At 67.8% G+C, this 11,111-nt stretch carries 14 protein-coding genes; 11 read left to right on the forward strand and 3 right to left on the reverse strand.

The features are described 5' to 3' along the window. The 4 genes from GJV64_RS15470 to GJV64_RS06805 form a co-directional block, all read left to right on the forward strand. Positions 1-277: CysS/YqeB C-terminal domain-containing protein (locus tag GJV64_RS15470; RefSeq protein WP_456238855.1), on the forward strand; the 277-nt coding region annotated here is incomplete at its 5' end. Positions 278-353: 76 nt separating this feature from the next. Further along, positions 354-785 (forward strand): iron-sulfur cluster assembly scaffold protein, encoded by a 432-nt coding sequence (locus GJV64_RS06795; protein ID WP_164156513.1) that lies wholly within the window; start codon positions 354-356, stop codon positions 783-785. Beyond that, the gene (locus GJV64_RS06800) at positions 782-2,599 is read left to right on the forward strand and encodes a monovalent cation:proton antiporter-2 (CPA2) family protein (protein ID WP_164156514.1); all 1,818 of its coding nucleotides are present in this window, start codon (positions 782-784) and stop codon (positions 2,597-2,599) included. Before GJV64_RS06795 ends, GJV64_RS06800 begins: the two co-directional genes overlap by 4 nt. An 88-nt stretch (positions 2,600-2,687) precedes the next feature. After that, positions 2,688-3,056 carry a cupin domain-containing protein gene (locus GJV64_RS06805; protein ID WP_164156515.1) on the forward strand — a complete coding sequence of 123 codons (369 nt, stop codon included), beginning with the start codon at positions 2,688-2,690 and terminating at the stop codon, positions 3,054-3,056. A 31-nt stretch (positions 3,057-3,087) separates the two neighbouring features. Here the strand turns inward: GJV64_RS06805 and GJV64_RS06810 are convergent, their stop codons facing one another. Both GJV64_RS06810 and GJV64_RS06815 read right to left on the reverse strand, forming a co-directional pair. Beyond that, positions 3,088-3,858, reverse strand: a complete 771-nt coding sequence (locus GJV64_RS06810; protein WP_164156516.1) for a molybdopterin-dependent oxidoreductase — start codon at positions 3,856-3,858, stop codon at positions 3,088-3,090. Next, positions 3,855-4,727: a cytochrome b/b6 domain-containing protein gene (locus GJV64_RS06815; RefSeq protein ID WP_164156517.1), complete on the reverse strand. Its 873-nt coding sequence runs from the start codon at positions 4,725-4,727 to the stop codon at positions 3,855-3,857. Before GJV64_RS06815 ends, GJV64_RS06810 begins: the two co-directional genes overlap by 4 nt. A gap of 75 nt (positions 4,728-4,802) precedes the next feature. Between GJV64_RS06815 and GJV64_RS06820 the strand changes: the two genes are divergently transcribed. Next, positions 4,803-5,777, forward strand: coding sequence for a magnesium transporter CorA family protein (locus tag GJV64_RS06820; RefSeq protein WP_164156518.1), 975 nt, complete (start codon positions 4,803-4,805; stop codon positions 5,775-5,777). An 11-nt stretch (positions 5,778-5,788) separates the two neighbouring features. Here the strand turns inward: GJV64_RS06820 and GJV64_RS06825 are convergent, their stop codons facing one another. Further along, complete coding sequence (locus GJV64_RS06825) at positions 5,789-6,166, reverse strand: hypothetical protein (RefSeq protein ID WP_235927633.1); 378 nt, start codon at positions 6,164-6,166, stop codon at positions 5,789-5,791. Between the two features lie 68 nt (positions 6,167-6,234). Between GJV64_RS06825 and GJV64_RS06830 the strand changes: the two genes are divergently transcribed. From GJV64_RS06830 to GJV64_RS06855, 6 genes are read left to right on the forward strand one after another with little or no spacing between them, the layout of a single operon-like run. Beyond that, a complete protein-coding gene (locus GJV64_RS06830) occupies positions 6,235-7,317 on the forward strand; it encodes a serine hydrolase domain-containing protein (RefSeq protein ID WP_235927634.1) in 1,083 nt (360 codons plus the stop codon). Next, positions 7,314-7,802: a UPF0262 family protein gene (locus GJV64_RS06835; RefSeq protein WP_164156520.1), complete on the forward strand. Its 489-nt coding sequence runs from the start codon at positions 7,314-7,316 to the stop codon at positions 7,800-7,802. Before GJV64_RS06830 ends, GJV64_RS06835 begins: the two co-directional genes overlap by 4 nt. Positions 7,803-7,811: 9 nt before the next feature. Further along, positions 7,812-8,366 (forward strand): dCTP deaminase, encoded by a 555-nt coding sequence (dcd, locus tag GJV64_RS06840; protein WP_164156521.1) that lies wholly within the window; start codon positions 7,812-7,814, stop codon positions 8,364-8,366. Positions 8,367-8,424: 58 nt separating this feature from the next. After that, a complete protein-coding gene (gene rarD, locus GJV64_RS06845; RefSeq protein WP_235927635.1) occupies positions 8,425-9,318 on the forward strand; it encodes an EamA family transporter RarD in 894 nt (297 codons plus the stop codon). Between the two features lie 9 nt (positions 9,319-9,327). Then, positions 9,328-10,608 carry a UDP-N-acetylglucosamine 1-carboxyvinyltransferase gene (gene murA / locus GJV64_RS06850; protein ID WP_164156522.1) on the forward strand — a complete coding sequence of 427 codons (1,281 nt, stop codon included), beginning with the start codon at positions 9,328-9,330 and terminating at the stop codon, positions 10,606-10,608. After that, positions 10,601-10,996, forward strand: coding sequence for a DUF2948 family protein (locus GJV64_RS06855; protein ID WP_164156523.1), 396 nt, complete (start codon positions 10,601-10,603; stop codon positions 10,994-10,996). The genes murA and GJV64_RS06855 overlap by 8 nt, the downstream gene beginning before the upstream one ends. The last annotated feature ends 115 nt before the right edge of the window (positions 10,997-11,111 follow it).

An 11,111-nucleotide genomic window follows, 5' to 3' on the forward strand; every position in this document is an offset into this window, starting at 1 on the left:
CGCCATTGCCGCCATCGAGGCCGACCGCGAGGCGCTGCTGGGTGCGCTCAGCTTCCTCGGCCTGCCGTCACTGGCCGCCGAACGCAGCCGCAGTGCCGCCGAGGCACGCGGCAGCCATGATGGTGATGCGGCGCGCATCGATGCGCTGGTGGCCGCGCGCGTCGCCGCCCGCCAGGCGAAGAACTGGGCCGAGTCCGACCGCATCCGGGACCAGCTGGCGGCAGAGGGCATCAGCCTCGAGGATGGGCCGGCCGGCACGACCTGGCGCCGCGCTTGAGCTGCCCGGCCTGAGCCACACGGCTCGGGCGTTTCGCCGCTATCGCCGGCGCCGCTGCGCCAGTAGAGTGCATGCCATGTCAGACACGCTCTACAATGCCGCCATCCTGCGCCTGAAGCTGGCCGGCGAAGTGCCGGCGCGGCTGGCGGCGGCCGATGGCAGCGCCACCCGCGTCTCCCCGGTGTGCGGCAGCAAGATCGTTGCCGACATCCAGCTCGGCCCCAGCGGCACCATCACCGCGATTGGTCTCGATGCGTCGCGCGCCTGCACGCTGGGCCAGGCGTCCGCAGCCGTGGCCCTGGAGCGTGTGCCGGGCATGGATGCAGCCGCAGTGGCCAGCACCCGCCAGGCGCTCGCCGAATTCCTCGCTGGCCGGCAGGCCGAGGCGCCCGAGGGCTGGGACATGTTCGCCCCGGCGCGCGCCCACCGCGCCCGCCACCCATCGATCCTGCTGCCGCTCGATGCCGTGCTGGCGGCGTTGGCCGAGGCCGGGCAGGCCGCCGCTTGAACGCAGCAGAGGTCTCCGGGGCCGCGCCCACGCTGCTGCGTGACGTGGTGGTCTATCTCGCCGCCGCCGTGGTGCTGGTGCCGCTGTTCGTGCGCTTCCGGCTGGGCGCGGTGCTGGGTTATCTGGCCGCCGGCATCCTGATCGGCCCCTCCGTTCTGGGTCTTGTCGGCAATGCCGAGCAGACGCTGCATTTTGCCGAGTTCGGCGTGGTGCTGCTGCTGTTCGTGATCGGGCTGGAACTGCAGCCGTCGCGGTTGTGGGCCCTGCGGCGCGACATTTTCGGCCTTGGCGCGGCGCAGGTGATCCTGTGCGGGCTGGCCCTCACCGGGCTGCTCCTGGCGCTGACCAGCCTCACCTGGGAAGCCGCGCTGGTTGTCGGCCTGCCGCTCGGCCTCTCGTCCACCGCGCTGGTCATGCAGCTATTGAACGAGCGCCAACTGGCGGCGACCCCGTTCGGGGAGCGCAGCTTTGCCATGCTGCTGTTCCAGGATCTCGCCATCGTGCCTCTCCTGACCGTGATCGCTGCCCTGTCCCGCGCGCCGGTGGCCAACCCCGAGCCGGGCTGGGTGATGGCGGCGAAAACGCTGGGCGCGCTCGCCTTCCTGGTGGCGGTGGGGCGCTGGGTGCTGCCGCGCCTGTTCCGTATCATCGGCACGCTGGGCGCGCGCGAGGCGTTCGTGGCCGCCGCGCTGCTCTCCGTGCTGGGCAGTGCGTTGCTCATGGCCAGCCTGGGGCTGTCCATGGCGTTGGGCGCCTTCGTGGCCGGCGTGATGCTGGCCGAATCGCCCTATCGTCACGCGCTGGAATCCGACATCGAGCCGTTCCGCGGCCTCATGCTGGGCCTGTTCTTCATTGCCATCGGCATGAGCCTTGATCTGGGCGTCGTCGCCGCCAACTGGCTCCTGATCGCGGCGCTGGTGGTGGGGGTGATGACGGTGAAGACCGCCGTGATCGCCGTGTTGGCGCGCGGCTTTGGCACCGAATGGGGTCGCGCCATCAAGATGGGTCTGCTGCTCGCCCAGGGCGGCGAGTTCGGCTTCGTGCTGTTTGCCGAGGCGGAGCGCGGCCTCCTCATCACCCATTCGGCCGCCCAGCTGTTCGGCGCCGTTGTCACCATCTCGATGGCGCTGACGCCTTTGCTGTTCCGCCTCGCCGGCCGGCTGTTCACCATCCCCGATGCCAGCGATGACAGCCGCGATGGGCCCGAAACCGCCGGCACCCAGGGCCATGGCGGCCATGTCGTGCTCGTCGGCAGCGGCCGGGTGGGGCAGGTGATCGCCCAGATGCTGCGGGCACGCGGGGCAGCGATCACTGCCATCGATCTGGATGCCGAATTGATCGACGTGACCGCGCGCTTCGGCAACACAGTGTTCTGGGGCGATGGCACGCGGCTCGACATCTTGCGCGCCGCCGGGATCGACCGGGCGGCGCTGCTGGTACTCGCGCACGACGGCCAGTGGGATCCCAAGGCGGTGCTGGCGCCGATCCGCACCGAATGGCCCGACCTCCCCATCATCGCGCGGGCCTATGATCGCACCCACACCATTGCCCTGCGCCAGGCGGGCCTAGACGTCGTGGTGCGCGAGACCTGGGACAGCGCGGTCAGGCTGGGGCGCGAGGCGCTGGCCGTGCTGGGCACGCCCGACACGATAATCGAGGCGATCGAGGCCGAATATCGCCGCCGCGACCTCGAACGGCTGGACCTGCAGATCTGCAGCGGCGACATGATGGACGGGGCGGACAGCATCATCCGCGGCGCCATCGATTTCAATGCGCCCGACCCGGCCTCGCTGGGTGAAATCCCGCCGGCGTGAGGCGGCCAGAGCGAATATTGTTGCGAATAGCCGAAAAGTGGAGCGTACAGGTTGTCGGGAACCGACTGGTTACCAGGGGGATGAAATCATGGCCGCTGCAATTGAAGTCCGTCGGTTCGACACGCCCGACAGTGTTCTCGACATGGAGAAGGCTGGCGGTATTCGGATCATTGGCATGTCGAGCACCGGTTCCACAGGCATGCATGCGGTTTTCGAACCGGGCTGGACTTGGGCAAAGGATGAAAAGCCACTGCTTGGTCACCCCGACAGTTGTCCTGCCCATCACACCGGTTATTCGCTGTCCGGAACGCTGGTGGTCCGAATGATCGACAGCGGGATGGAAACGTGGATCAGGCCCGGCGATTTCTTCGAAATTCCGCCCGGCCATGATGCCTATGTCGACGGGAACGATCGGGTCGAACTGATCCTGTTTGCGGCCCCGGCGCACCAGCATTGATGCGGCGGGCGATGGACCCGCTCAGCCAAAGTCAGATCCCCGCATACCATTCATAGCCGCGGTCTGGCCAGTAGCCGCCATTGCCCTGCCCGAACGGTGCCAGGCTGTCGGCGACCACGATCTGCATCAGATACTTCGCCTGCTTGTAGCCGAGCTGGCGCTCCACCCTGAGCCGCAGGGGCGCGCCGTGGCCGGCGCCCAGCTTCTGGCCGTTGAGGCTGTGGGCCAATATGGTCTGCGGGTGGAAGGCGTCGACAAGGTCGATGCTTTCATAATAGCGGCTCGACGATTGCAGCCCGCCCTTGGAGGCCTCGCCGCCATAATCATCGGCGCACAGGAAGACGATGTAGCGCGCGCCATCCCGCAGACCGGCGGCCTTCAGCACGTTGGCAAGTTGCGGCCCCGTCCACTGGCCGATGGCGCTCCAGCCTTCCACGCAATCGTGCCGGGTGATCTGGGTGCGCTGCGGCAGGCTGGCCAGATCTGCCATCGACAGCGCGAGTTCCTTTTTGACCAGCCCCGACACGCGCAACCGCCAGTCGGCAAAACCGCCCGCTTCCAGGGCCTGCCATTCGGAGTTGGTCGGCCGCCTGGTGCCGTTGACTTTGAACACCGGCGACAGATCGGCCGCGGAAAACTCGCGCGCCAGTCCGTCGCGGCCAACGAGGCGTTGCCAGCGATAAGTCGCCTGTTCGCCCGACTTGACCACGGCCTTGAGCGTATCGACCTTGGTGAGCGCATCGCAGCCGGACAGCAGCAGCCCGGCGGGCAGTGCGCCCAGCAGTTGGCGGCGGGCGATCATTTGCCGCCTCCGATCGTCATGCGGCCGGTGATCATGGCGCCGATCTGGCGCACCGGGCCGGACAGCAGCACGAGGGCCAGGTGCAGCGCCATGAAGCCGGCGATGGCCGCCATGGCGATGAAGTGCACCGATCGCGCCGATTGCCGCCCGCCCCACAGCGCGTCGAGGAAGGGGAAGGCTGCGTTCAGCCCCGGCGACATCGCCATGCCGGTGAGGATCACCACCGGGATCAGCACCAGCGCCACCCCGGCATAGGCCAGGCGCTGCAGCACTTCATAGGACAGCGCCGCCTCGCCCTTGGGAAAGTTGAGCTTCGCGTGCTCCACGATGTCGTGCCACAGGTGGGCCGGGCGCAGTTGCGCGAGGCTGGGCAGGATTTCCCGCCCGATCCGGCCCGAAACGAGGCCATAGCCCAGCCACATCAGCCCATTGAGGATCAGAACCCAGGCGAAAAAGAAATGCCAGGTCCGTGCCGTCGCGAGATCGCGCATCGCCGGCAGCGTCGCCCAATGCGGGAAGGCGACGATGCTGGGCGCCCCCTTCGGGCTTTCCGAAGCGCCAAGGAGGCCCGTCGTGTCGAAGCGCCGGTCGCCCACGTCCACCCAGCCGCGCAGGCGCGCCGCGCTGCCGGACGCGCCCATCTGCAGCCATTGCCGCTCCACCTGGTCCACCGAGCCGGCATGCCCCCAATAAAGGCGCGGGTGGGCGCCGAAGATGTTGAGCCCGGTCATCAGCAGGAAGAAGATGGCCAGCGCATTGGTCCAGTGCGTCAGCCGCACGAGCAGCGAATGGCGCAGCACGCGGCGTGACGCGGGCGCCGGAGGAGGTGCCGGCTGGTCGGCGGGCACAGGTGGAGCAGCGGTGGCCATGAGCAATCATCACCTGTTCGCATGGCCGCGCCAAGGGGTTACATTGGGCCTGCAAATTCGCCACTATCGCGCCTGATGCTGCGCCTGTTCACCGCCACCGGCAATCGCGTGCTGGCCGACGCCGAGCCGTTGCCGGCCGACGCGGTGTGGATCGATCTCGTCAACCCCACCGAGGCCGAGGAGGCGCTGGTGGAGGCGTCACTGGGCATCGACGTGCCCACCGCCGACGACATGGCCGAGATCGAGACCTCCAGCCGGCTCTATATCGAGGCTGGCGTCACCGTGATGACGGTCACGCTGGCCACCGGCATCATGGCCGAACATGCCGAAACCTGCGCGGTGAGCTTCGTCGTCGGCCCGCGCCACCTGGTGACTGTGCGCTATCAGGAGGTGAAGAGCTTTGAGCGCTTCGCGGCGCAGGCGACGCGCAACCCGGACCTGTGCAGCGGCCCCCTTGGAGCGCTGATGGCGCTGATCGACACCATTGTCGATCGGCTGGCTGACGGCATCGAGCATATCGGCCGCGAGGTGGACACGATCAGCCGCGCCACCTTCCGCCGCGCCGATCCCAGCGCGGCAGGCCGCCAGCAGCGCCGCTCCAACCTTGCCCTGCAGGCGCTGCTGACCCGGTTGGGCGCTGCGCAGGATTCGTTGTCAAAGGCGCGCGAATCGGCGGTATCGCTGACCCGCGCTCTGTCGTTCCTGCAGTTTGCGGCCCCGAAGGACGCCGGCCTTGCCGCCCAGATCAAGACCCAGATCCGGGACCTGGCCAGCCTTACCGACCAGGCCAGCTTCATCGGCGCCAACCTCACCTTCCTGCTCGATGCAACACTGGGCCTGATCAGCATCGAACAGACGGCAGTGCAGAAGATCTTCTCGGTGGCCAGCCTCGTGTTCCTGCCGCCCACGCTCGTCGCCGGCGTCTATGGCATGAACTTCGCGCACATGCCTGAACTGGGCTGGACCCTGGGCTATCCGATGGCGCTTGCCATCATGCTGCTGGTCGCCATCCTGCCCTATGCCTTCTTCCGCTGGAGAGGGTGGCTCTAGGGGCGCTGGCTCTAGGGCGGGTCGAGCGTACAGCCATATTCGGGATCAAAGCGTGCGGTGCGGCTGGCCAGCAGCGGCACGCGCGCGGTGATGGCGCGGTTCGTACTGTCTTCCGTCACCGTCACGGCCTCCGTGCCCGGTTCGCGATCAGTGTCGCAACTGGCCATGTCGCGGCCGCCCACGAAGCGGCACGAACAGGTGACATGGGCGATATAGCCGGTGGCCAGCGCCGCCTGCCGGCCGGTGGTGGAATATCGCAACCCCAGCCAGCCGCCGGCAGCGAGGCAGAGCAGCAGCACCGGGGCCCAGATCAGCCAGCGCCGCCGCGCCGGTGGGGAGGGCGGCGCGGGCGGCGGCACCTGGGGGTCAAGTGTCTCACTTGCCAGCATGGGGGCAGGGCCTTTAGCAGAGAGGTTCAATGCAAGGGTGCAAGAAGACCTTGGCGCTATCAAGCCTGTTGCTGGCCCTCACGGGGCTGCCGGCCGCTTGTCTGCTTGCCCAGCCCACGGCACCGGTTGCCGCCCCGGCCCGAATCCCGGCCACCGCCCCGGCCTCCGCCCTGCCGGCGGCCGATGCCTTCTTCACCGATCCGGCGCTTGCGGAAACCCGCGCGCTGATCGTGCTGCAGGATGGCAAGCGCCTCTATGAACGCTATGGCAGCGGCATCGGCCCCGGCACCCGGCTGATCAGCTGGTCGATGGCGAAGTCGATCACGGCAACACTGATTGGCGAGTTGGTCGGCGATGGCCGGCTGGAACTCGACACGCCGGCGCCGGTGCCGGAATGGCGTGATGACCCGCGCGGCAGGACCACCCTGCGCCAGCTTCTGCACATGGCGTCGGGCGTGAAGCATCTCGAAGCCGGCCCGGCGCCGGAACGGTCCGACACCAACCGCGCGCTGTTCGCCGACACGTCGGCGGACATCTACAAGGCCGCGGTGGCCGAACCCGCCGAGGTGCCGCCGGGCACGCGCTTTCAGTACAACACGCTGACCAGCCACATTTTGGCGCGCCTCGTCAGCGATTTCGTGGCTGGCCCGAAGGCGACGCCCGACCAGCGCCGCCGTGCCGTGCGCACCTTCATCAACGAACGCCTGGCGGCACCGGCCGGCATGGCCAGCCTGCTGTGCGAATTCGATCCGGCCGGAAATTTCTATGGTGGCTCGCTGTGCCACGCCACGGCGCGCGACTGGGCGGCCTTCGGGCAGATGTATCTCGATCGCGGCGTGGTCGCCGGCGTGCAGGTGGTACGGCCGGACTGGGTGACGTTTGTCACGACCCCTTCGCCCACCAACCCCGGTTATGGCGGCCAGTTCTGGCTCAATCGCAAGCCGGTGGACGGCAAGGACGAGGACCTGTTCTGGCGCGCCGGCCCGGCCGATGCCTTTGCCGCCATCGGCCATCTTGGCCAGTATGTGATCGTCGTGCCGTCGAGGCGCCTGGTGGTGGTGCGACTGGGCAAGACGCAGGACGAGGATCTGCAGCCGGTGCGCGATGCGCTGGCGCGCCTGGTGAACGCCTTCCCGGCGGTGGCACCATGACAGTCGATTACCGCCTGATCGACATCAAGCTGGATGAGCGCACCATCCTGTGGCGCAATGCCGACATCGAGCAGGAACGCCGGGTGGCCATCTTCGACCTGCTCGAAGGCAACGAGTTCAAGCCGCTGGCCGCCGCCGACGCTGGCCACCATGGCCCCTACAAGCTGCTGCTTGGCGTGGAGGATGGCCGGCTCGACGTTACGGTGCGGAACAGCGATGACCTCGAGGTGGATGCCTTCCAGGTGGCCTTGTCGCCTTTCCGGCGCACCATCCGGGAATATTTCGCCATCTGCGACAGCTATTATCAGGCCATCCGCCAGGCCAGCCCGCAGCAGATCGAGACCATCGACATGGCGCGCCGCGGCATCCACAATGATGCTGCCGAACTGCTCAAGGAACGGCTGGAAAGCCGCGCACTGGTCGATTTCGACACCGCGCGCCGGCTGTTCACCCTCATTTGCGTTCTGCACATAAAAGGTCACTAGGGGCCACTCATGTCCATCCTGTCAGACCGCTGGATCCGCGAGCAGGCCCAATCGACGGGCATGATCGAACCCTTCGTGGAGCGCCAGACGCGCGATGGCTGCATCTCCTATGGCCTGTCGAGCTATGGCTATGACGCAAGGGTGGCCGACGAGTTCAAGATCTTCACCAACGTCGATTCGGCGGTGGTGGACCCCAAGGACTTCAGCGCCAACAGCTTCGTCGACCGCAAGACCGACGTGTGCGTGATCCCGCCGAACAGCTTCGCGCTGGCCCGCACGGTCGAATATTTCCGCGTGCCCAGAGACGTGCTGGTGATCTGCCTGGGCAAGTCCACCTATGCCCGCTGCGGCATCATCGTGAACGTGACCCCGCTGGAGCCGGGCTGGGAAGGCCATGTCACGCTGGAATTCTCCAACACCACGCCGTTGCCGGCAAAAATCTATGCCAACGAAGGCGCCTGCCAGTTCCTGTTCCTGAAGGGCAATGAACCCTGCGAGGTCAGCTATGCTGACCGCGCCGGCAAGTACATGGGCCAGAAGGGCGTGACGCTGCCCAAGCTGTAGGGCAGCCATGTGCCGACCGGGGCTGGCGCGCGGCGCATTTGCCGTCTAACGCTGGCCGGTGACTGCCTCCGCGCCTTCTGAAACCCGCATCGGCTTTTTTGCCGGCATGGGCGCCTATCTGATCTGGGGCGTGCTGCCCTTCTATCTCAGGCTGCTGCAGGGCGTGCCGGCGGCCGACGTGCTGGCCCACCGCATATTGTGGTCGGTGCTGGTGGTGGTGGGGCTGATCTCGGTGCTGAAGGGCTGGGGCCGGGTGCGCGAGGCGATGCGCCAGCCGCGCCTGCTGGCCCTGCTGTTTGCCTCGGCCATCTGCATCGCCATCAACTGGCTGGTCTACACCTGGGCGATCCTGGCCGGCCATGCAATCGACACCTCGCTGGGCTATTTCATCAACCCGCTGGTCTCGGTGCTGTTCGGCGTCGCGCTGCTGGGGGAGCGGCTGGGGCGCCTGCAATGGCTGGCGGTCGCGTTGGCAGCGCTTGGCGTGGCGGTGCTCACCATCGAGCGCGGATCATTGCCGCTGGTTGCCATCGCTCTGGCGCTGTCCTTCGGTGTCTATGGCCTCATCCGCAAGAAGGCGGCGGTTGATGCCGCCACCGGGCTGTTCCTCGAAACGCTGATGCTGGCGCCCGTCGCCGCGATCTGGATCGCCGGCACGCCGCAGGGCATCACTGGCTGGCCGCCCGTCACCCTGTTCACGCTGGCAATGGGCGGCATTGCGACGGCGGTGCCGCTCATGCTGTTCGGCATCGCGGCGCGCCGGCTGCAGCTTTCGACGCTTGGCCTCATGCAATATGTGGCGCCCACCATGGTGCTGCTGGAAGCGGTGCTGCTGTTCGGCGAGGTGCTCGATCCGGCGCGGCTGGCGGCCTTTTGCTGCATCTGGGCCGGGCTGGCGGTCTATACGCTGTCGCTGCGCCGGCCAGTGGCGCCTGCGACAAGTGCGCGCTAATGAAGCGGCATGGACCAGATCGTCATCCGCGGTGGCCGCCGTCTCAATGGCCGTATCCAGATTTCCGGCGCCAAGAACGCCGCGCTCACGCTGATGCCGTGTGCGCTGCTCACCCATGAGCCGCTGACCCTCAGGAACCTGCCCCGGCTGGCCGACGTCGACACCTTCGGTCACCTCCTCAACAACCATGGGCTGTCCACCACCATCGAGGGCACCAGCCCGGAGGAATTCGGCCGGGTCATGACGGTGCGCGCCAATCGCATCACCTCCACCGTTGCGCCCTTCGATATCGTCAGGAAGATCCGCGCCTCGTTCCTCGTGCTCGGGCCGCTGCTGGCCCGCGCCGGCGAAGCCACCGTGTGGCTGCCCGGTGGCGACGCCATCGGCGGACGGCCGATCGATCTGCATCTGCAGGCCCTGCAGGCCCTGGGCGCCAGCATCGAAGTCGCCGCCGGCTATATCAAGGCGACCGCCAAGGGGGGGCTGGGCGGTGGCCGCTACCGTTTCCCGATCGTCAGCGTCGGCGCGACGGAAAATGCGCTGATGGCCGCCGTGCTGGCCCGGGGCTCCTCCTGCCTCGAGAATGCCGCGCGTGAGCCCGAGATCATCGATCTGTGCAAGTGCCTGGTGGCAATGGGCGCCCGCATCGACGGGATCGGCACCGACCGCCTCGAGATTGAAGGGGTCCCCCATCTGCACGGGGCCACCTACACCGTGATGCCCGACCGTATCGAGGCCGGTTCCTATGCCTGCGCCGCGGCGATCACCGGCGGCGAGGTCGAACTGGTCGGGGCAGACGCCGGCGACATGGGCGCCACCATCGATGCCCTGCGGGCCGCTGGAGTCATGGTCACGGCAACCAGGGATGGCCTGAAGGTCGCCAGCGGGGATGGTCTGCGTGGCATCGAGATCGAAACTGCGCCCTATCCGGGCCTTGCCACCGACATGCAGGCGCAGCTGATGGCAATGCTGCTGCTGGCCAGAGGCCGTTCGCGGGTGACCGAGACGATCTTTGAAAATCGCTTCCGCCACGTGCCCGAGCTGGTGCGGATGGGCGCTGACATCACCGTCAGCGGACGTTCGGCGCTGGTCAACGGGGTCGCGGCGCTGCACGGCGCGCCCGTGGTTGCCACCGATCTGCGTGCCTCGATGAGCCTGGTCCTCGCCGGGCTGGCGGCCCACGGCGAGACGGTGGTGAGCCGCATCTATCACCTCGATCGCGGCTATGATCGGCTGGAGGAAAAGCTCCAGGCCGTGGGCGCGGACATCAGGCGCATCGCCGATGACTAGGCTGGCCCTGCTGGGCCAGGAGCCCGGCGACATCGAGACGGTGTCGGCGCTGCTGCAGGATGCAACGCTGAGGCTGGCCGATGTCGGCTACGACCGCAAGGCACGGCGGCTGGCGCTGCTGGTCAACCGCTATCGCCGCGAAACGCCGGCTCCCTCGCGCATCCGCTGCGCCCTGCGCCTCGAGGCGGTGGCGGCAGTGCAGCGCGCCGGCTGGCCGGCCGACGCGCACGCCGTCACCGTCATCCTGTCTCTGGCGATGGACGGCGACTGGCTGGTGATCACCTGCGCCGGGGGCATTGCGCTGCGCGCCCAGCTGGAGGTGATTGAACTGGTGCTGGAAGACATGGGCGAGCCTTGGGCAACGTCGCGCGTGCCCGATCACGGCTGACGCCGCGATACCAGTTGCAGGATGGCGGTGGCGGCCAGCGCCTTCACCCCGGCACCGGGCAGCAGCACCGCCAGCGCCGCCACACTGCCACCGCGCAGCGCGATCACCGCCCCGC

Origin of the sequence: Sandarakinorhabdus rubra (assembly GCF_010994245.1) — a bacterium.
Taxonomy (GTDB): domain Bacteria; phylum Pseudomonadota; class Alphaproteobacteria; order Sphingomonadales; family Sphingomonadaceae; genus Sandarakinorhabdus; species Sandarakinorhabdus rubra.